Raw genomic sequence first — 20,270 nt, forward strand, 5'->3', positions numbered from 1 at the left:
TCCGAATTGCGGTCAATCGCGGTCAGGTTACGGCGAGGCGGGTGGCGAAGCGGGGATCTTTCCAACTTTGGTCGATGTTGATCTCGCGCAGTATGTCGCCGGCGCGCCAGACATCCTCGTGGCTAAGATAAAGCGGTGTCAGGCCAAGGCGCAGGATGTCGGGGTCGCGGAAATCGCCGATTACGCCGCGGGCGATTAGCGCCTGGGTGATCGCATAGGCGTGCGAGTGGCGGAAGCTGATATGGCTGCCGCGCTGGGCGGGATCGCGCGGGCTGACACAGTCGAGGCCGAGCGCGTCGCCGGCGGCGGCGAGGATGTCGAACAGACGCGCGCTCTTGGCGGCGACGGCGTGCTGGTCGATGTCGGCCCAAAGGTCGAGCGCGGTTTCGAGTGCGGCGGTCGACAGCATGGCGGGGGTGCCCGCGAGCCAGCGCTTCATCCCTGGCGCGGGGCGATAGGCGTCCTCGAACGCGAAGGGCGCGGCGTGGCCCATCCAACCGGAGAGCGGGCTGGCAAGCGTGTCCTGCCAACGCTTGGCGACGAAGAGAAAGGCGGGCGCGCCGGGGCCTCCGTTGAGGTATTTGTACGTGCAGCCGACCGCCAGATCGGCGTCGGCGCCGTTCAGGTCGATCGGCACCGCGCCGACGCTGTGGCTGAGGTCCCAGAGCATCAGCGCGCCGGCATCGTGGGCGCGGGCGGTCCACGCGGTCATGTCGAAGCGCTCGCCGGTCTTGTAGTGGACATGGGTGAGCAGCAGCACCGCGGTGTCCTCGTCGAGCGCCTCTGCGAGATCCGCGCGCGCGACCACCTTCAGCCGGGCGCCGGGGACGCAGGAGACCGCGCCCTCGGCGATATGGAGGTCGGTCGGGAAATTGCCGGCCTCGCTCAACACCGTGTGGCGGTCGGGATTGGCGCGTAACGCCGCGACCAGCGCCTTGAACAGATGCGTCGAGGTCGTGTCGCCGATGATCACCTCGTCGGCGGCGGCGCCGATCAGCGGCGCGATCTTCGCGCCGATCCGCTGCGGCGCGTCGATCCAGCCTTCGTTCCAGCTGCGGATCAGCCGGTCGCCCCATTGGCGGGTCGCGACGTCGGCGAGCGCGGCGGGCGTCGCCTTGGGGAGCGCGCCGAGTGAATTGCCGTCGAGATAGATCACGCCTTCCGGCAGCGCGAACTGCTCCCGGTACGCTGCCAGAGGATCGGCGGCGTCGAGCGCGCGGGCTTCGTCGAGGGTCATGGTCGGGCCTTTGTAAATGCGGGCGGGTTTCGGTTCATTTCAGGGCGGCCGCGATCAGCCGTTTCGCCTCCGCCCAGGCGGGCGTCTCGGGTGCGACGAGTTCGACATGGCCGGTTGCCGGGATGGTGTGGAGGACGGCGGCGTCGCCTGCGGCTTTCGCCCTGGCGACATAATCGGTGGCGAAGGGGAAGGGGATGATCCGATCCTCGCGGCCGTTGACGAGGTCCTGCGCGATGCCGAGCGGGAGGAGGCGCGGCACCGATGTGTCGGCGTACACGTCCGCGCGGGCCGCGCTGGGCGTGCCGACGAGCTTGGCAACGACCTCCGTGCCGCAGCCATTGGCGGGGGTGGCCGCCGTCGCCTCGAGATCGGGCAGGCCGCCGAGGCTGATGACATGGTCGACGTGCAGCGGCGTGCTGCTGTGGAGCGGGCTGGCAGCAGGAATCTTTACGCGGGCGGCGAGCCAGAGCGCGAGATGGCCGCCGGCGGAATGGCCGATCGCGACGATGCGGCGCGTGTCGAGGTCGAACGTCGCCGCGTTCGCGCTCAGTGCGTCGGTCGCCTTCGCCGCGTCCTCGAACGTGCCCGGATAGCCCCCGCCGGCGCGGTCGACGCTGCGATAATCGATGTTCCAGACCGCGAGACCGTCCTTGCGAAGATCGTCCGCGACCCAGTTCATCAGGCTGCGATCGGCGATGCTCGTCGTCCAGCAGCCGCCATGGACCATCACCACGACCGGGAAGGGGCCTTTGCCCTTCGGGCGCCAGACATCGACCTTCTGCATCTGGTCGGAACCATAGGCGATGGTCGCGTCGGGGCTCGGCTTCGGCCGTTTGACGAGGTCGGGCCAGGTCAGGAGCTTGGGTGCGGGCGGTTCGGCGATCACCGGGGTGGAGATGGCGGCGAGTGCGAGAAAGGCAAGGCGGATCATGGGGTTGCGTGGCCTTTCGGGGAGCAGGTGACGAACGCAAGAGCGGTCATGGTCTGACGGTGGCGGACGTCGCGGGTGGACGCAATATCGGTGGGAGGCTTGGCTCGTGGGTTCTGACGTTCGTGACGGTGACGGGCAGGGGATGAGGACAGGGCGTTCTGGTCGGGGTGGTGAGAACAACAGTGGAACCTTTGGGCCGCGCTTGCTATCCACAAGGCAACTATGGTCACCGATTTCAAAGATCCCTTCGATTCCATCGTCGACGCTCCGTTCGACAGCGCTTTGAGCGAGCGGTACCTCGTCTATGCGCTCTCGACGATCACCGCGCGGTCGTTGCCCGATGTGCGCGACGGGATGAAGCCGGTGCACCGGCGGCTGCTCTGGGCGATGCGGCTGCTGAAGCTCGATCCGAGCCAGGGCTACAAGAAATGCGCGCGCGTCGTCGGCGACGTGATCGGCAAATATCATCCGCATGGCGACCAGTCGGTCTATGACGCGATGGTCCGTCTCGCGCAGACCTTCTCGCTGCGCTATCCGCTGGTCGACGGGCAGGGCAATTTCGGCAATATCGACGGGGATAACGCCGCCGCCTACCGCTATACCGAGGCGCGTCTGACGCAGGTCGCGGTCGACCTGATGGACGGGCTCGACGAGGATGCGGCCAATCTTCGCCCGACCTACAATGGCGAGGACGAGGAGCCCGAGCTGTTCCCCGGCATGTTCCCCAATCTGCTCGCCAATGGCGCGAGCGGGATCGCGGTCGGGATGGCGACGAGCATCCCGCCGCACAACGCCGCCGAGCTGATCGAGGCGGCGATCCTGCTGGTCGATCAGCCCGATGCAGACAATGATGCGATCCTGGCGCATGTGACGGGGCCGGACTTTCCGACCGGCGGGCTGGTCGTCGATCCGCCCGCGGTGATCCGCGAATCCTATGGCACCGGGCGCGGCGGGTTCCGGGTACGCGCGCGCTGGGAGATCGAGCGCGAAAAGGGCGGGATGTGGACGCTGATTGTGTCAGAGATCCCGTACGGCGTGCAGAAGGGCAAGCTGATCGAGCAGATCGCTGACCTGATCAACGCGAAACGCCTGCCGATCCTCGCCGATGTCCGCGACGAATCGGACGCCGAGATCCGCATCGTGCTGGAACCGCGGAGCCGGACGGTCGATCCGCAGGTGCTGATGGACGGGCTGTTCCGGCTGACCGATCTCGAGACGCGGGTCAGCCTCAACCTCAACGTGCTCGACAAGGACCGCACGCCGCGCGTGATGTCGCTGCGCGAGGCCCTGGCGGCCTGGGTCGAGCATCAGTTCGTCGTGCTGACGCGGCGCACCCAGCATCGGCTCGAGAAGATCGCCGACCGGATCGAGCTGCTCGACGGCTATCTGATCGCCTATCTCAATCTCGACCGCGTGATCGAGATCATCCGTACCGAGGACGAGCCGAAAAAGGTGATGATCGCCGAGTTCAACCTGACCGATCGTCAGGCGGAGGCGATCCTGAACATGCGGCTGCGGTCGCTTCGCCGGCTCGAAGAGTTCGAGATCAAGACCGAGCGCGACAAGCTCGACAAGGAACAGGCGACGCTGACCGCGTTGCTCGCCGATCCCAAGCTGCAGAAGAAGCGGATGAAGGCGGACCTGCGCAAGATCCGTGACCGCTATGGCGCGGAGACGCTGCTCGGCAAACGGCGCACGACGATTGAGGAGGCCGCGCCGACCCGCGACATTCCGCTCGAGGCGATGATCGAGCGCGAGCCGATCACCGTCATCCTGTCGCAGCGCGGCTGGATCCGGGCGATGCGCGGGCATAATGACCTGGCCAGCCCCGAGGCGCTGAAGTTCAAGGAGGGCGATGGCCCCGCCTTCGCATTCCATGCGCAGACGACCGACAAGCTGCTGCTCGCGGCGGAGAATGGCCGGTTCTTCACGCTGGCGGCGGACAAGCTGCCGGGCGGGCGTGGCTTTGGCGAACCGGTGCGCGCGATGATCGATCTGGACGGCAGCGTCGGGATCGTCGCGCTCTTGCCCGCGGCGCGGCAGGCCAAGCTGATGGTCGCGGCGACCGATGGCCGCGCGTTCATCGCGACCGCAGCGGACGTGATCGCGGAGACGCGCAAGGGCAAGACGGTGATGACGCCGCGGATCGGCGAGAAGGTGAAGCTGGTCCGTCCGGTCGACCCCGCGGACGATTATGTCGCGGCGATCGGCGACAACCGCAAGCTGCTGGTGTTCCCGATCAACGAGCTGGTCGAGATGAATCGCGGGCAGGGGGTACAGCTCCAGCGTTACCGCGATGGCGGGCTGGCGGATGCGATCACCTTTGTGTTCGCCAACGGCTTGAGCTGGGCGATGGGCGGCGAGACCAAGCGCACGCGGACCGAGGCGGATCTGGGGCCGTGGCGTACGGCGCGCGGCGCGGCCGGGCGGATGCCCCCCACAGGTTTTCCCCGCGACAACCGATTCGGCTGAAATTCGTCTATGCTATGGCGATGCGTGCTGACCATCGCGATCTGGCTCTAGGGTAAACCGGGGGCCAGCGGCCGGGTCGTTGCGGACTGGTGCCGGGCTGTCTGAAACGGCGTTGAAATAATCGTACTCGTTTTGGGTCTTTTGTAAATTTCACGCGGCCTTAACGAAGCCGGGTTAGGCAGGACTATGGAATGGGTTCTTCACGAGGCCGAACAACCGGCAACCGTCTCGGCTGAACTCGTCGCGCGCGGCCTCGAGCTGAGCCCGATTCCGATGGTCCACCTGACGCTCGAGAACGGTGGGCTCGAGCTGTTCGCGATGAATCGGGCCTATCGCCTGGCCGGGCTGGGCGTCGTCGCGACGCGGTCGCCCATGATCGCCGATCTGGGCGATCGGATCATCGCCTTTCTGCTGACGTCGCAGACCCGACTCGACTTCGACTGGGCCTTTGGCGACACGATTGATTGCCGGCATTACCGCGTGACGATCGCGCGGAGCAGCGCAGCGATCCACGACCGGTGCACGCTGAGCTTCGTCGACCGGACCTCGCAGATCCATACCGAACGCAGCATGCGACGCGAGATGACGACCGACAGCCTGACCGGGCTGCTCAACCGCGAAGGGTTCGAGGATCTGGTCGAGGCGGTCGAGGATCACACCGCGCGCGCGGTCCTGGCGATCGATATCGACCGGTTCGGGCGGCTGAACGCGTGTCTGGGTTCGCTGGTCGGCGACGAGATGCTGATTACCGTCGCGCGGCGGATCAAGGGCGCGCTGCGGGTGCGCGATACGCTGGCGCGGGTCGGCGGCGGGCAGTTCGCGGTGCTGATGACGATCGACGAGGATCCCGCAGAGGCACTGCGTCTCGCCGACCGGATCCAGCGCGCGCTGATCGCGCCGTTCCGCCTGACCGATTACGAGATCCGGGTCGAATGCTCGATCGGCATCGCCTATGGCCGGGACGAGACCGGCGACACCGCCGAGATGATCCGCCACGCGCAGTTCGCGGTGAAGCGCGGCAAGGCGACGGGTCGGACCGAATGCTATCAGCGCCAGGAATTCGTGATCGCCCGCGAACAGTTCGGCATGGAGACCGCACTGCGTCGCGCGATCGAGAATGATCGGCTGCGGCTCGCCTATCAGCCAATCTGCGACCTTGCGACCGGGCGTATCGTCGCGTTCGAGGCGCTGGCGCGGTGGACCGACGAGGATGGTCGCGAGATCCCGCCGACACAGTTCATTCCGGTTGCCGAGGAATCGGGGCTGATCGTTCCGCTGGGGCGCTGGGCGATCGATACGGCGGCGCGGACGCTGGCGGCGTGGGACGTGCGTGCCGGCGGGCATTGCGGCGTTCGCGTCGCGGTGAACTTGTCCGCGATCCAGCTGCAGCGCGACGCGATCGCGCCGGTGGTCGAGTCGGCGCTGTCTCGCTCGCGACTCGGCGGCGATCGATTCACACTCGAATTGACCGAAAGTGCGATCGTGTCCGACCCGGACCGGATTGCGCAGGCGATGCACGCGCTGAAGGATCTCGGCACGACGCTCGCCATGGACGATTTCGGGACCGGCTATTCCAACCTCGCCTATCTCCAGAAACTGCCGATCGATGTGCTGAAGATCGACCGGAGCTTCGTGACGGGGATGCTGGCGGACCGCGACAAGGTGTCGATCGTCCGCGCGATCCTCAGTCTCGCGCAGGCGCTCAACATGCAGACGACCGCGGAGGGGATCGAGACGGGCGACTTGGCCCAGACGCTCGCGGCGCTCGGATGCACTTATGGCCAGGGCTATGTCTTCGCGCGGCCGCTCGAGGCGGCTCAGGCGTTCGAGTCGATCTTCAGCCGGGTGCCGATCCTGGCCTGAAGGTTCAGGCGAGCGTTTCGGTGACCGCCTTGTCCGCGATCGCATCGACTCTGGCCTGATCGGGAAAGCCCTCCGCGATCCACTGCGTCTCGATCCGTCGGCGCATCGCCGCGACGTCGGGGCCCTTGCGCAGGCCGCGTTCGACCAGCGCGCCCCCGCTGATCGGAAATGCCGGCGGCGACCAGTCGGCAATCGGTGCGACGTCCGCGCCTGCGATCAGCAACCGGTCGATCGCGCCAGCCACGCCGTGGCGATAGGCGAGTGCGCGAGGGCCCTCGTCGCCAATCCCCTGCGTCGCCGCGACGACGCGTTTGCGATTGGTGTTCGACAGTTTCAGCCGTGCAGCGACCACATCGCCGTCGCGGGCGGGAATCAGTGCGGCCAGACGCCGGATCGGATCGGGCGCAATGCCGGCGGCATGTTCGTGATCGACCAGCGCGGCCAGCCGCGCGACCCCGTCGGCGTCGATCTCGGGCAGCACCGCACGCCAGATGCCGCGCTCGACCATCAGCGCGATCACCGCGACGGCGCGCGCGGCGACGAGCAGCTTGAGCAGTTCGGCAGCAATCCGCTCGCGGGACAGCGCCATCAGGTCGTTCGCGCGGGCCGTACACGCTTCAAGCCCGGCGGCGTCGATCTCGGTCCCGAACCGGGCGTGAAAGCGGAAGAAGCGCAGGATCCGCAGGTGATCCTCCGCAATCCGCTGCAACGGATCGCCTATGAAGCGGACGCGTCCTGCCGAAAGATCGTCCAGTCCGCCGAAATAGTCGAAGATCTCACCGCTGACGGGATCGGCATAGAGCGCGTTGATCGTGAAATCGCGGCGCGCCGCATCCTCGCGCCAGTCATCGGTATAAGCGATCGTCGCATGCCGCCCATCGGTCGCGACGTCGCGGCGCAGCGTCGTGATCTCGACGGTTCCACCCTCGGTCACCGCGGTGATCGTGCCATGCGCGAGCCCGGTGGGAACTGCGCGGATCCGCGCATCCTCAAGCCGTTCGAGCACCTCCTGCGGGGGAAGGCTCGTCGCGATGTCGATGTCGATCGCGCCGGTATCGGCAGGCGTCAGGCCGAGCAGCGTGTCGCGTACCGCCCCGCCGACGAAGCGCGACTGTGCCGACGCGCTGCCCAGCACGGCGGTCAGCGCGGCGAGGCCGGGGCGCGTCCGCCAGGCGGCGTCGGGAAGGCTCATGCCCATTGTAGTCGTCGCCTCAGATTGACGATCATCGCCGCGGTCGCGCCCCAGATGCGGCGGTCGTTCCAGATGATCTCGTAATAATGCCGCTCATGGCCCTGCCACTCGACGCTGGCTTCGACATGATTGCCCGAATCGAGCAGGAACTCGAGCGGAACCTCGAACACGTTCGCCACCTCCGCCTCGCTTGGGTGAAGCACGAGGTCGGGGGGGATGACGCCGATCACCGGCGTCACCTGGAAGCCGGTGACGGTGCGATAGGTATCGGCCTGGCCGATGACGGTCACGCGTTCGCGCGGCAACGCGATCTCTTCCTCGGCCTCGCGCAGCGCGGCGGTGACGATATCTTCGCCGGGATCGATCCGGCCGCCGGGAAAGGCGATCTGGCCCGCATGCTTGCGCATCGTCTCGGTACGCTGGGTCAGGATCACGCCGGGTTCGGCACGATCGGTCACCGCGATCAGGACCGCCGCGGGCAGCACCGCATCGCCGGGCGGCAGATCGATGTCGTCACGGTCGCCGGTCAGCAGGATCATGCCCGGCTCGACACCCCGCGACAGCGCGCTGCGCAGCCGATCGGCGAGCGTCACGCGGCGATGTCTTCGGGCGACGGCATCGCGGGTTCGAGTGGGAAGAACTGGCCGTCGCTCCACAGCCCAACCGGCGACTCGCCGCCGGCAATCGCGCGGTCGGCGAGCTCGTAATAGACCGGCCGGGCGACCACCGCCTCCATCCCGCCGCGGACCATCAGATAGGGTCGCGGGCCGTCTTCATCCTCGACGAAGCGGATCGGGTGCGCGGCGCCCGCGGTGACGAGATCGCCGGTGTTGAGCCGGAAGGTCAGCCTGGTCGCCGGACCCTCGCCATCGATCTTCACCTCGACCGCGATGAACGGGACGTCCTCGACGACGATGTCGAGCTTCTCGACCGGGGTAACCAGGACATAGCCGCCCGATGGCTCGCGCCGGAGGATCGTCGAGAAGAGCCGGACCATCGCCTCGCGGCCGATCGGCGTGCCCTGATGATACCAGGTCCCGTCGCGCGCGATCCGCATCTCGCTGTCGCCACAATGCGACGGATTCCATTTGTCGACCGGCGGCAGTTTCTGCTCGTCGGCGAGCCGGGCGATTTCGGCGAGGCTCAGCGAGGCAAGATCGGGGAGGGGGTCCATAGGCATGAGCGCGAGGTAGGGTGCGCATGGCCTCTCGTAAAGTCTCGCGGCAGGCGAAGCGCCAGGCCGCGCTGCGGCGTCGTCAGCCGGCTGCGCCTGGGCGCGGGCCGAGCATTCCAGCGTCGTCGGGTACGGCCCCGCCCAGTGCAAGAAGCCGGTGACGTTCGACCGGACCCGGTGCCTGCCACGCGGCTGTACGCTCGGCGGAAAAGCCGAAGAACCGGCCATAATAGTCCGGATCGCCGATCAGCATCAGCGCGTCGCCCAGATCGCTCGCCGCAGCGACCTCGAGTGCGCGCGCCACCAGCGCACGGCCGATGCCGTCGCCCTGATGCCCCGGCGCGACCGCGACCGGGCCGACCATCACCAGCGGCAATGCCGCCTGCGCGGTCATGAGCGCGATCGGCCAGCACTGGATCGAGCCCAGCAGCACGTCGCCTGACACCGCGGCGAAGCTGAGCGTCGGGATCGCGATTCCATCGCCGCGGATCATATAGGCGGTCCGGCCATGACGATCCTGCCCGAACGCGCGGTCGAGCAGCGTCTCGACCTCGGCATCCGGGACGGCGTTCAAGGGGACGAGTTCGAACACCGGCTTCTCCAGCGCCGGCGCAGGAACGTCCGGGGCCGCGCGCTTTACGCAGCACGTCGCCGAACGCAAGCGGAACCGGCGTAACGCCGCGTCCGCCCCGGGCCTTCCCTACGGTCGCGGCTCTGCTAGAGCGCGGCGATGCAAGACAGTCTTCAGCTCGAAGTGCACGACATGGAAGTGCAGGTGCTCACCGGAATCTACTCGGAGGAGACGCATCTGCCCCAGCCGCTGCGGATTTCGCTCACCGTCGATCTCACCTGCCCGAGCCGGTTCGATCCCGACACGCCCTTGTCGGCGTCGAAAAACTATCTTGATCTGAAACACGCCGCGACCACGGCCTTGCCGACGGGCGTGCATTTCACGCTGATCGAGGCGGTTGCCGACCATATCTGCGAGACGCTGTTCCTGCAGGACGCGCGTGTTCAGCGGGTCACGGTCAAGATCGTCAAGCTGGCGATCGCCGAAGCGGGCGAGGCGATCGGCGTGACGCTCGTGCGACATCGTCGGTGAGATCGTGCGGCTGATCTTGAGCGAGCGTGACGATATCGCGGCGTGCGTGCGCGATGCGCGCGCGCGGCTGGGCAACGACGACAGCTTGGTCGTCGTGATTCGCGAAAGCAGCGATTCGCTTTTTGCCGCCCTGGCCCGCGCGTTGATCGCACCGCTCGCAATCGAGGCGGCGCCGGTGACGCGAATCAACGCCGTCCTGTCCCATAATGGGGCGCGAGCCGCCGATGTCGAAGTGGCGATCAGCTACCTAGAGACCGCCCTGTCGACGACCGGGCAGATCCTCGAGATCCGCTGAGCGGACCCTCGCTCGGTGGTCCGGTCAGCGCCGCGGGCTACGTCCGCAGGGGCCGAGCGCACGCAGAACGAACTGATAATCCTCGCGCGCGATCACCGCGTCGGTGGCTGCCATCGACGCGACGCTGCGATCCGGCATGGCGGCGGGAAGCGCGCAGGCTAGCCGGTACCACAACAGCGAACCACGCGGCGGGGGGGCCGCGGCCTCGTCGACGATCTCGCTCAGCGCGACCGCCCAGCGGGGTTGCTCGCCGGGCCGCCGCAGGATCGACAGCGAGACGGGGCGCTGATCCGAAGTGGTCAGGAAGATCTGCGTTTCGCCTTCGCCGGGCAGGGCTCCCGGCACGTGAAAGGCGTTGCCGATCCCGGTGATGACGGGCGGCGCGTCGGCGGCGAGCACCTCGCGGGCGATGCGGCGGACCTGCGCGTCGAGGGCCGGCGTCCAGTCGCGTTGCGCGTCGCGCGCGACGAGCTGGATCTGGGCGGTCGATGTTCCGGCGGTACGTGCAAACAGCAGCACGCGCGCCTTTTTCAGCTTTGGCAGTCGACCGTTGGAATCCGGTGCAACATCAAGCAGATAACCGAGTCTTGGGGCCACACCACCACTGCCGCGAATCAGCGCGGTTACGTCGGCCTCGACATAGATCCGGACGAGCCCGGGTGCGACGTCCGCCGCCTCTACGCCCTTGATCCGCGCGGTCGAGCGAATCGTCGCGTCGGCGATCACCGGCGCGGCGAGAACGAGATCCGCAAGGTCCGCATAGCCGGCACCCTGGTCGGCGGCCGCGGGCTGGGCCGGCTCCGCGCCAGCCGCTCCAGCGGGCGCTGCATCGCGCGCGCCTTCCCATTGCCGATCAAGCTGTTCGGGGGTCAGCGTCGTCGAGTCGCCGGCGCTGTTTTGCTGCGGCGCGGTCGGCACGGGCTGCGGAGGGGGGGCCGTCTGCGCAACGATCGGGGCCGCGGCGATGACGGCGAACAGGGTCATGAGCGGTGCGATGGAACGTGGGGATGTCATCGCCATGGGCTACGCGATGGCGCATGAACGTTACAGAAATAAAATTGCCATCATACGCTTGTACGTTTGTTGCGTCCGACAAAGCGTTTGCGTGTCGCATGGCGTGGCGATAGACATTGCGCACTGCCGCGTGGAATTTTTGCTTCACGGCACACGTTTGCGTTGCGCCTGCCCCCATGCGCGACTGCGTGAAGGCAGACAGAATAAGGGAGTGTCGTTGCTGAATGGCCTATGTTGACCAGAAGATGTCCTCAGGCAAAATCGTCGCGATCGTCATCGTCGCGCTGATTCATGCTGCCTTGGGCTATGCTTTCGTCACCGGCCTCGCGTTTCAATACGTGAAAAAGGCCACCGAAAAGTTAAACACGTTCGACGTGGAGCCGCCGCCACCGCCGCCTCCGCCCGACGAGCCGCCGCCGCCGCCGCCTGACCAGCCCAACCTGCCGCCGCCGCCGACCACCGTCGTCGTGCCGCCGCCGGTCGTTGTTACGCCGTCGCCCGCTCCGGCGATCACGACGTCGAACATCATCCCGCTGAGCCAGCCAACGGCACCGCCGGCGCCTCCCGCGCCGCCAGCGCCGCCGGCCCCGCCAGCAGCACCGACGGTCAGCAAGGCCGCGGGCGCCAAGGGTAATCCGGCGACATGGGTGAGCCAGGACGACTATCCGCCGAGCGCGATCCGTGCCGGCGAACAGGGTGCGGTCGCGATGCGCTGGGACATTAATGCCCAGGGTCGTGTCGAGAACTGCACCGTGACGTCGTCGAGCGGTTCGCCTGCTCTCGATCGGGCAGCCTGTGCTGCGATGACGCGACGCGGTCGCTACTCGCCGGCGCTCGATCAGGCCGGGAACCCGATGCGTTCGAGTGCGACGCAGCGTATCCGGTGGACGTTGCCGGAAAATTAATCTGCGTCTCGGCGCACTTAGACCAACGAATCTTAAGAGGATCATCCGACCATGTTCACCACTATCCTTGCCGCGGCGGCGCCCGCAGCAGCCGAAGCCAACCCGTACGGCCTCGAAGCGGCACTTCGCGAAGGCGGTCTCATCTCCCAGACCGTGTTCGGCATTCTGGTGCTGATGTCGGTGGTTTCGTTCTACATCCTGTTCTCCAAGCTGTTCGAGCAGCAGAAGATCATCGGTCAGGGCAAGCGCGTCCGTCAGGCCTTCTGGTCGTCGAATAGCCTTCGCGAAGGTTCGGCCAAGCTCGAGAAGAACTCGGCCTACAAGCAGATCGTCGACGACGGCCTGGCCGCTCAGGAGCAGCATTCGAAGCTGACCGATCCGGTCGAGGCGCATGACTGGCTGCACGGTTCGCTCGCGCGTTCGGAAGCTGCGATCAACTCGAAGCTGGGTGGCGGTCTCGCCTTCCTCGCAACGGTCGGTTCGGTTTCGCCGTTCATCGGTCTGTTCGGTACGGTTATCGGCATCTACCGCGCACTCGTGAAGATCGGTGCATCGGGTCAGGCATCGATCGACAAGGTCGCAGGGCCGGTCGGTGAAGCACTGATCATGACCGCACTGGGTCTCGTCGTCGCGGTTCCTGCCGTGCTGTCGTACAACTGGCTGCAGCGTCGCAACAAGTCGATCGCAGAGGACCTGTCGGCCTTCTCGAACGACGTGCTCGGCTTCCTGGCATCGAACGGTGCCGTGCGTCCGATCACCGCTTCGGGCGTCAAGCCGGTTGTGGCCAAGCCTGCCACGGCGACCACGACTGCCGGTCAGACCGGTGGCGTGCCGCGCGCTAACTAAGACGCGAGAAAGGCGGGGCTGCCGTTCGCGGCAGCTCCGCTTCCTTCCCGCCGGCGGTGCCGGTGGCGATAAAAGAATAGGATAGTTCGCACATGGCGATGAGTGTTGGTGGCGATTCCACCGAGAAATCGATATCGGACATCAATACGACGCCGCTGGTCGACGTCATGCTCGTGCTCCTGATCATCTTTCTGGTGACGACGACCGTCGCGGTCCAGGCGGTGCAGCTGAAGCTCCCCGAGGTCAAATTTGATCCGACCACGACCAAGCCCGAAAATGTCTCGCTGTCGGTGACGACAAATGGCGATGGCAGCTGTGCTGTGTATTGGAACATGACCCCGGTCACCTCGACCGAGCTGCTCGATCGCGCGGTCGCCAAGCTGAAGACCGAGATCGACCGTCAGGGTGGCGTGAATGCCGCAGGTCTTGAGCTGCCCGAGGCGCATATTCGCGGCGACGTGAACACGCCGTACAAGTGCATCGGCGGCACGATCTACACGATGCAGCGCGCCGGCTTCGCCCGCGTCGGCTTCATCTCCGAGCCGCCCCCCGGCGGCACCACCGAACGCTGACGATCGCTCGGACGTATTTAGGAGTAGTATAGAATGGCAATGGGCGGCGGCAAAGAAGATGACGGGCCGATGATGGAAATGAACATGACGCCGTTGATCGACGTCCTGCTCGTTCTCCTCATCATGTTCATCATCACGATCCCGATCCAGACGCACGCGGTCAAGGTCGACCTTCCGGTCAACAGCAAGAACCCGCCGCAGAACCCGATCGACCCCGAGAAGAACAAGATCTCGATCGACGCATCGGGCACGGTGGCCTGGAACGGGTCGCCGGTCGACGAGGTGACGCTGCGCCAGTATCTGGACCAGACCGCGGGCATGAACCCCGAGCCGGAACTTCACTTCCAGCCGGACCCGCAGGCGCGGTACGAAGTCGTCGATCGCACGCTTGCCGTCGTGAAGCGGTCTTCGATCACGAAGCTCGGCTTCATCGGTAACGAGCAGTATCGCAACGACTTCTAAGTCACGCGACACGATCGATACGATGCCAGGGGCGGTCCGCAAGGGCCGCCCCTTTTGCATGTCCGACGTCCATGACACCGGGGCGGAAAGAGCGTCGGCATGCCGCGCGCGCACCTCACGGCCTTGCCAGGGCGATATCCGTAAAAATGCCATATTGCGCTCCAGTCATCGAAGTGACACAACAGTGTCACAAAAGTGAAACCTTTCGACTCAGAAGGGCGATGGAGACGGGATGATGCGCAAATTCGGCTTTGTAGTTCTTGCCCTTGTCGGCGCGGCAGCGCCGGCGCTCGCAGCGGATCAGAATGGCTACCAGGCGATCGTGTCGGGCGATCTGGCCGCGGCCGAACGCCATATCCTGGCGGAACAGGCGGTCTATCCGGGTCGCCCCGAACTGATGCTCAACCTTGCCGCGGTTTACCGGCGGACGGGCCGCGAGGCGGACGCACGGGCGCTGTACAAGCGCGTGCTCGAACGCCGCGACATCGCGATGGACCTTCCCTCGGGTGCGGTGGCCTCGTCGCATGACCTGGCACGGCGCGCGCTCGGCGTGGCCCCGGTGCAGATCGCCACGCGCTAAGCGAAGGCCGTTGCGCTCGTCCGGCGCCGGTCCTGTGGTTGCGGTAGTGAGGCAGAGCCGGCGTCGACCTCACGCGGTCGACGCCTTAGGCGGTCAGAGCCGGGGCAGGGTGACTCCGCGCTGGCCCATATATTTGCCCGCGCGGTCGGCATAGCTGATCTCGCACGGCTCGTTGCCGCGCAGGAACAGGAACTGGCAGGCGCCCTCGTTCGCGTAGATCTTCGCGGGCAGCGGCGTGGTGTTGGAGAATTCGAGCGTCACATGGCCCTCCCATTCGGGTTCGAGCGGGGTGACGTTGACGATGATTCCGCAGCGCGCATAGGTCGATTTGCCCAGACAGATCACCAGCGTGTCGCGCGGGATGCGGAAATATTCGACCGTCCGCGCCAGCGCAAAGCTGTTCGGCGGGATGATGCACACATCGGTCTTGCGGTCGACGAAGCTGTTCGCATCGAAATTCTTCGGATCGACGATCGCACTGTCGACATTGGTGAAGATCTTGAACTCGTCGGCGACGCGCGCGTCATAGCCATAGGAGGACAGCCCGTAGCTGATACAGCCATCGCGGCGCTGCGCCTCGTGAAATGGCTCGATCATCGCATCGCCCAGCGCGCGTTCGCGGATCCAGCGGTCGGACATGACGGACATGAGACATTCCCCTTTTCGCCGCTGCTTTCGCGCGGATGGTCGATGGCGGCAAGAGCGCGTGCACGCGGAGAGCGTTTTTGCCGTTGCAGCCGGCGTGTCGGGCGGTCATGGGGCGCGGCATGAACCAGATTCGGCAGCCTTTTCCGCGCGGTACGTCCGTCGAGCCACAGCTTCCGGACCATGATGACGAGCGGAACCGCGCCGCGATCCGCGCGCGCCGCGCCAGCCGCCATGCGCGGATTGCGCTGGTAGGATCGATCGCGCTGTCGGGTACGGCGGCGCAGGCGCAGTCGGTGCAGGACCTGCAACGCCAGATCGACGAACTGAAGGCGACGATCGCCGAGCTCAAAGCCGCGCAGAACGGACCGATTGCTCAGGCGGCGCCGGTCACGACGCCAGCCCCCGCGGCAGCCACTGCGCCGGTCGCGGTTGCGGCAACGCCTGCGCCCGCCCCGGCGCCCAAGCCGGCAACCGCGGTCGCGCCATCGACGCAATTGGCCGCGGCGACGCCTGAGCCGAAGCGCGCCTGGTATGATCGCATCGCGATCCGCGGCTATACGCAGATGCGGTTCAACGAGATCGTGTCGGGCGATCGCACCGCGCCCGACGGCCAGTCGCGGTTGCGATCAGTGCATGACGGCAGCATCGGCGACAATACGGGCTTCTCGCTCCGCCGCGTCCGGCTGGTCCTGCAGGGCGATCTGACCGACCGTGTGTCCTTCTATCTCCAGCCCGACTTCGCGGTGAACGTCAGCAACCAGTCGGGCGGCGAGCGGCGCGAGGGCTTTGCCCAGCTGCGCGACGCCTATGTCGACACGTTCCTCGACGCAGATCGCCGCTTCCGGCTGCGGTTCGGGCAGTCGAAGGTGCCCTTCGGCTGGGAGAATATGCAGTCCTCGTCGAATCGCATCACGATCGATCGCAGCGACGGGATCAACAGCGCGGTCCCCGGGGAGCGCGATCTGGGCATCGTCGCCTATTACACGCCCACCGGCGTGCAACGGATCTGGGATCGCCTCGAGGAGGACGGCCAGAAACTGTTCGGCAATTACGGCGCGTTCGCGCTCGGCGTGTATAACGGCCAGGGGATCAGCCGTTCGGAGACCAATGACGGCGCGATGACGGTGGCGATGGCGACCTGGCCGTTCGCGCTCGACGGGCTTGGCGGGGCGTTCAGCGGACAGGTGTTGGAGGTCGGCGCGGCGGCCATCCGTAATCGCGTCCAGCCCGAACTGCGCAGCGGCGGGGTCAGCGACACGAGCTTTGCCGACGAGCGGCTCGGCGTCCACGCGATCCTCTATCCGCAGCCCTTCGGGTTCCAGGCGGAGTGGAACTGGGGCCGCGGCCCCGAATATGACGACGCGTCACAGTCGATTACGACCAAGCGGCTGAACGGCGGCTATGTCCAGGCGATGGCGCGTGTGCGGTCGTCGCCGCTCGGTCCGTTCATGCCCTATGCGCGCCGGCAATATTATCGCGGCGGGTGGAAGGCGCTGCCCAACGCGCCGCGGCTCGAGACCGACGAGTTCGAGCTGGGGATCGAGTTCCAGCCGACCCCGCCGATCGAGCTGACCGTCGCCTATGCGCGGATGACACGGCGCGAGGCCGACGAACGCCGCGAGGGCCGGGCGGAGGGCGATTTGATCCGCACGCAGCTGCAGTTCAACTACTGACCGCGGCTCAGCCGATCCCGAGGTCCGCCGGGCCGAACGCATCGGGGAGAAGGTCCGACAGGCGGTAGCTGCGGACAGCCTCGCCCTGCGCCGCGCCGCAATGCACGGGGAGATCGCGCCCGCCCATCTGCGCCGCCTCGTTGATCACCTGGCGGCACCGTCCGCAGGGGCTCACCGGGGCGAGGCCGGTGGCGATGCCGTCCGCATCCATCGCGCCGCCGATCACGCCGATCGCAACGACGTCACGCAGGCGGCCCTGCGCGCTTGCGGTCGCCAGCGCGACGGTTTCGGCGCAAAGCGACAGGCCGTAGCTCGCATTCTCGAAATTGGCGGCGGTGATCACGCTGCCGTCGTCGAGCAGCACCGCGGCGCCGACCGCGAATCGCGAATAGGGCGCATGCGCGTGACGCGCGGCGTCGCGCGCCGCGGCGATCAGGCGGGTTGCCTGATCGGTATCGAAACCATCGTTCATCCTGCCACCACGTCCCAGTTCACCGGTCCCTCGATTCCCTCGACACGCCGAAAATTGCTCGCGCGCCACATTCGCCATGGCCGTGCCGCATAATCGGGCTTGAGCAGATTGGCCATCGCCCAGACCGGCCGCGGCAGTGCCGCCGACAACGCATAGCTGCCCTCGACCGACTTGCCGATCCGCAGCAGGACAGGCTTGCCGGTATGCGTCTCCACCATCGTCACGAAGCGCGTCAGATCGGCGACCAGCGCGGCCTTTTCAGGGCGGGCGACGCAATCATCACGGAACTGCACATCGACGGCGACGGGCAGCGCATCGGCGGCGGCGGGTACGAAGGTATTGAACGCGTTCGCCTGTTCGACCGCAGGCTGGCACAGCGAATAGATATGCACCGCGCCGCGCCGCAGCCCGGCTTCGGGAAGCGCCGCCCAGTTCGCCTCGAATGCCGGATCGCGGCGATCCTTGCCCGAGGTCGCGACGATATAGGCGAAGTCGACGCCGCGCGCGCGCACCGTTCCCCATTCGACCGGCGCGGGATTTTCACCTAGGTCGACGCCTTGCAGCGGATAGGTCTCGGTCGCGGGATGCCACTGCGTCGCATAGGCCCAGCCGCCAATCGCGATGCCGCCCGTGCCGAACAGCAGGGTCGCAAGCTTCAGCAATGTCGTGGCCATCAGCGTTGCTCAGCCACGCAGATGAAGGACGCAGATGAGCGTGAACAACCGGCGGGCGGTGTCGAAATCGACCTCGATCTTGCCCGACAGCCGGTCCTTGAGCAGCTCGGCGGCCTCGTTGTGGACGCCGCGACGGGCCATGTCAACGGTTTCGATCTGCGCAGGCGAGGACTGGCGAATCGCCTGGTAATAGCTGTCGCAGATCGCGAAATAGTCCTTGATCGGTCGGCGGAAACGGCCGAGCGCGAGCACCAGTGTCTCAAGATGCGTGTCGTCCTCACGATGGATGTGAATGCCGAGACGGCCTTCCTCCGTCTCGAGCCTGATGCGGTACGGGCCGGCATAGCCATCGGCATGCTGGCGCTGCGGCGCGAAATAATTGCCCTCGATCAGGTCGAAGATCGCGATCCGGCGTTCCTGCTCGATATCCGCGGAACGCCACGCAATCGTGCGCTCGTCGAGCTGTATGTCGATGATCCGCGGGTCGGCCATGCCATGTGCGATAGCGATGGTCGTAACGCGTGTCACTTGTCGCCTGCACCGGCGGTCGCCGATCGCGGCTGGCTGGTCGACTTATCCCCATCATTCTGGCGCAGTTGGCTTGGAGCGATCGCGCGCAGTGCGTAGAACGCAGTATGGCAACCCTCGCATTCCCCGTCCCCGCCGTGGCCGAACCACAGCAGCTTCCCCGCAACGTCGAGGCCGAAGCCGCGATGCTCGGCGCAATGATGATCGACAACCGGCTCGCCGACGATCTGGTCGACAAGCTCGAACCCACGCATTTCTTCGAACCCGTGCACGGGCGCATCTTCGCCGCGATCAAGACGTTGCGTGGCAACGACATGCTGGTGACGCCGGTCACGCTGCGGCCGATGTTCGACGCGGACGAGGGCATGCGCGAGCTGGGCGGCCCCGCCTATCTGGCCGGCCTCACGGGCAGCGGCGCAGGGCTGATCGGTGCGCGCCAGTTCGCGCAGCAGATCTATGACCTGGCGATGCTGCGTGCGCTCGTCTCGGTCGGCCGCACCCTGGTCGACCGCGCGATGGACACCTCGGAGGAGGTCAATCCGCGTGCGCAGATCGAACTCGCCGAGGAGGAATTGTTCAAGGTCGCCGCCGATGGCGGGGCGGAGAACTCGGTCAAGACGTTCGCGCAGGCGACCACCGCGGCGGTCAAGATGGCCGAGCGGGCGCTCAACTCGGGCGGCAATTTGTCGGGCGTGACGACGGGTATCGACTCGATCAACGCCAAGATCGGCGGCATGCACCACAGCGATCTGATGATCCTGGCCGGGCGTCCGGGCATGGGCAAGACGTCGCTCGCCACCAACATCGCGTTCAACGCCGCGCGGCGCTGGATGCGCGACATGGCCGACGGGATCGCCCCGAAGGATTCGGTCGGCGCGAAGGTTGCCTTCTTCAGCCTCGAAATGTCCGCGGATCAGCTGGCGACGCGTATTCTCGCCGAGCAGTCGCAGATTTCGTCCGAATCGCTCCGCATGGGCAAGATCAGCCGCACCGAGTTCGCGCAGCTTGCGGCCGCGGCGGCCGAGCTCGAGAATCTGCCGCTGTTCATCGACGATACCGGCGGTCTGTCGATCGGCGCGCTGCACACGCGCGTCCGCCGGCTGCAGCGTCGCCACAATAACGAGATCGGGCTGGTGGTGGTCGACTATCTCCAGCTGCTGTCGGGGTCGGGCAAGAGCAAGGACGGCAACCGCGTTCAGGAAATCTCGGAGATTTCGCGCGGGCTGAAGACGCTGGCGAAGGACCTGAACGTCCCGGTGCTGGCGCTTTCGCAGCTGAGTCGCGCGGTCGAAAGCCGCGAGGACAAGACGCCGATGCTGTCCGATCTTCGCGAATCCGGGTCGATCGAGCAGGACGCCGACATGGTCTGGTTCGTGTACCGCGAGGATTATTACGTCGCGTCGAAGGAGCCCAAGCGCCCGGCCGAAGGCGACAGCGCGAAGATCTTCGAGGATCACGCATCGTGGGCGGCCGAGATGGAGCGCGTCTATGGCCTGGCCGAGCTGATCATCGCCAAGCAGCGCCACGGCGCGACCGGCAAGGTGCGGATGAAGTTCGATCCGACGATCACGAAGTTCTCGGATCTGGCGGAGTATTGAAACTCTGGCGTTCCTCTCCCCCACGGGGAGAG

At 66.5% G+C, this 20,270-nt stretch carries 22 protein-coding genes; 11 read left to right on the plus strand and 11 right to left on the minus strand.

What is annotated here, in order from left to right; genetic code table 11:
- Positions 1-22: 22 nt before the first annotated feature.
- Together kynU and ASE89_RS06240 are read right to left on the minus strand one after the other, a co-directional pair.
- Positions 23-1,237 carry a kynureninase gene (kynU, locus tag ASE89_RS06235; RefSeq protein ID WP_056674870.1) on the minus strand — a complete coding sequence of 405 codons (1,215 nt, stop codon included), beginning with the start codon at positions 1,235-1,237 and terminating at the stop codon, positions 23-25.
- 34 nt (positions 1,238-1,271) lie between these two features.
- Complete coding sequence (locus ASE89_RS06240; RefSeq protein WP_082451249.1) at positions 1,272-2,168, minus strand: alpha/beta hydrolase; 897 nt, start codon at positions 2,166-2,168, stop codon at positions 1,272-1,274.
- A gap of 222 nt (positions 2,169-2,390) precedes the next feature.
- On the opposite strand from ASE89_RS06240, the gene parC reads away from it, so the two are divergent.
- Complete coding sequence (gene parC, locus ASE89_RS06245) at positions 2,391-4,640, plus strand: DNA topoisomerase IV subunit A (protein WP_056674871.1); 2,250 nt, start codon at positions 2,391-2,393, stop codon at positions 4,638-4,640.
- Between the two features lie 186 nt (positions 4,641-4,826).
- A complete protein-coding gene (locus ASE89_RS06250; protein ID WP_056674873.1) occupies positions 4,827-6,503 on the plus strand; it encodes a putative bifunctional diguanylate cyclase/phosphodiesterase in 1,677 nt (558 codons plus the stop codon).
- A gap of 4 nt (positions 6,504-6,507) precedes the next feature.
- Here ASE89_RS06250 and ASE89_RS06255 read toward each other — a convergent pair whose 3' ends face one another.
- The 4 genes from ASE89_RS06255 to ASE89_RS06270 all read right to left on the minus strand — a co-directional run bounded on the left by ASE89_RS06255 (position 6,508) and on the right by ASE89_RS06270 (position 9,461).
- Entirely contained in the window at positions 6,508-7,701 is a 1,194-nt protein-coding gene (locus ASE89_RS06255; protein WP_056674882.1) for a CCA tRNA nucleotidyltransferase, read from the minus strand.
- Positions 7,692-8,288 (minus strand): CoA pyrophosphatase, encoded by a 597-nt coding sequence (locus ASE89_RS06260; protein ID WP_056674883.1) that lies wholly within the window; start codon positions 8,286-8,288, stop codon positions 7,692-7,694. The genes ASE89_RS06255 and ASE89_RS06260 overlap by 10 nt, the downstream gene beginning before the upstream one ends.
- Positions 8,285-8,875, minus strand: a complete 591-nt coding sequence (locus tag ASE89_RS06265; RefSeq protein WP_082451250.1) for a DUF1285 domain-containing protein — start codon at positions 8,873-8,875, stop codon at positions 8,285-8,287. The genes ASE89_RS06260 and ASE89_RS06265 overlap by 4 nt, the downstream gene beginning before the upstream one ends.
- 76 nt (positions 8,876-8,951) lie before the next feature.
- Positions 8,952-9,461, minus strand: coding sequence for a GNAT family N-acetyltransferase (locus ASE89_RS06270; RefSeq protein ID WP_056674888.1), 510 nt, complete (start codon positions 9,459-9,461; stop codon positions 8,952-8,954).
- A gap of 138 nt (positions 9,462-9,599) precedes the next feature.
- Between ASE89_RS06270 and ASE89_RS06275 the strand changes: the two genes are divergently transcribed.
- Together ASE89_RS06275 and ASE89_RS06280 are read left to right on the plus strand one after the other, a co-directional pair.
- Positions 9,600-9,971 carry a dihydroneopterin aldolase gene (locus ASE89_RS06275; RefSeq protein ID WP_056674890.1) on the plus strand — a complete coding sequence of 124 codons (372 nt, stop codon included), beginning with the start codon at positions 9,600-9,602 and terminating at the stop codon, positions 9,969-9,971.
- A 4-nt stretch (positions 9,972-9,975) separates the two neighbouring features.
- Positions 9,976-10,266 (plus strand): Rossmann fold domain-containing protein, encoded by a 291-nt coding sequence (locus ASE89_RS06280; protein WP_056674892.1) that lies wholly within the window; start codon positions 9,976-9,978, stop codon positions 10,264-10,266.
- A gap of 24 nt (positions 10,267-10,290) precedes the next feature.
- Here the strand turns inward: ASE89_RS06280 and ASE89_RS06285 are convergent, their stop codons facing one another.
- Positions 10,291-11,250, minus strand: coding sequence for a hypothetical protein (locus ASE89_RS06285; protein WP_236701627.1), 960 nt, complete (start codon positions 11,248-11,250; stop codon positions 10,291-10,293).
- Positions 11,251-11,504: 254 nt separating this feature from the next.
- Here ASE89_RS06285 and ASE89_RS06290 point away from each other — a divergent pair, with 254 nt between their 5' ends.
- The 5 genes from ASE89_RS06290 to ASE89_RS06310 all read left to right on the plus strand — a co-directional run bounded on the left by ASE89_RS06290 (position 11,505) and on the right by ASE89_RS06310 (position 14,645).
- Positions 11,505-12,185 (plus strand): energy transducer TonB, encoded by a 681-nt coding sequence (locus tag ASE89_RS06290; protein ID WP_056406249.1) that lies wholly within the window; start codon positions 11,505-11,507, stop codon positions 12,183-12,185.
- Positions 12,186-12,236: 51 nt separating this feature from the next.
- Positions 12,237-13,031, plus strand: coding sequence for a MotA/TolQ/ExbB proton channel family protein (locus ASE89_RS06295; RefSeq protein ID WP_031395815.1), 795 nt, complete (start codon positions 12,237-12,239; stop codon positions 13,029-13,031).
- 92 nt (positions 13,032-13,123) lie between these two features.
- Entirely contained in the window at positions 13,124-13,603 is a 480-nt protein-coding gene (locus ASE89_RS06300; protein ID WP_031395816.1) for an ExbD/TolR family protein, read from the plus strand.
- A 33-nt stretch (positions 13,604-13,636) separates the two neighbouring features.
- The gene (locus tag ASE89_RS06305) at positions 13,637-14,065 is read left to right on the plus strand and encodes an ExbD/TolR family protein (RefSeq protein WP_031395817.1); all 429 of its coding nucleotides are present in this window, start codon (positions 13,637-13,639) and stop codon (positions 14,063-14,065) included.
- 232 nt (positions 14,066-14,297) lie between these two features.
- Complete coding sequence (locus ASE89_RS06310; protein ID WP_235516361.1) at positions 14,298-14,645, plus strand: tetratricopeptide repeat protein; 348 nt, start codon at positions 14,298-14,300, stop codon at positions 14,643-14,645.
- A gap of 93 nt (positions 14,646-14,738) precedes the next feature.
- Here the strand turns inward: ASE89_RS06310 and dcd are convergent, their stop codons facing one another.
- Positions 14,739-15,293, minus strand: a complete 555-nt coding sequence (gene dcd / locus ASE89_RS06315; protein WP_031395819.1) for a dCTP deaminase — start codon at positions 15,291-15,293, stop codon at positions 14,739-14,741.
- A 119-nt stretch (positions 15,294-15,412) separates the two neighbouring features.
- Between dcd and ASE89_RS06320 the strand changes: the two genes are divergently transcribed.
- Positions 15,413-16,966, plus strand: coding sequence for a porin (locus ASE89_RS06320; protein ID WP_082451300.1), 1,554 nt, complete (start codon positions 15,413-15,415; stop codon positions 16,964-16,966).
- Between the two features lie 7 nt (positions 16,967-16,973).
- On the opposite strand, the gene ASE89_RS06325 is transcribed toward ASE89_RS06320, so the two are convergent.
- The 3 genes from ASE89_RS06325 to ASE89_RS06335 are packed head-to-tail and all read right to left on the minus strand — an operon-like array spanning position 16,974 to position 18,604.
- Positions 16,974-17,438, minus strand: a complete 465-nt coding sequence (locus tag ASE89_RS06325) for a cytidine deaminase (RefSeq protein ID WP_056674894.1) — start codon at positions 17,436-17,438, stop codon at positions 16,974-16,976.
- The gene (locus tag ASE89_RS06330; protein WP_031395822.1) at positions 17,435-18,112 is read right to left on the minus strand and encodes a GH25 family lysozyme; all 678 of its coding nucleotides are present in this window, start codon (positions 18,110-18,112) and stop codon (positions 17,435-17,437) included. The genes ASE89_RS06325 and ASE89_RS06330 overlap by 4 nt, the downstream gene beginning before the upstream one ends.
- 9 nt (positions 18,113-18,121) lie before the next feature.
- A complete protein-coding gene (locus tag ASE89_RS06335; RefSeq protein WP_031395823.1) occupies positions 18,122-18,604 on the minus strand; it encodes a UPF0262 family protein in 483 nt (160 codons plus the stop codon).
- Between the two features lie 143 nt (positions 18,605-18,747).
- On the opposite strand from ASE89_RS06335, the gene ASE89_RS06340 reads away from it, so the two are divergent.
- Entirely contained in the window at positions 18,748-20,238 is a 1,491-nt protein-coding gene (locus ASE89_RS06340) for a replicative DNA helicase (protein ID WP_031395824.1), read from the plus strand.
- The last annotated feature ends 32 nt before the right edge of the window (positions 20,239-20,270 follow it).

The sequence above is a fragment of the Sphingomonas sp. Leaf30 genome, assembly GCF_001422525.1.
Lineage (GTDB): Bacteria > Pseudomonadota > Alphaproteobacteria > Sphingomonadales > Sphingomonadaceae > Sphingomonas > Sphingomonas aerolata.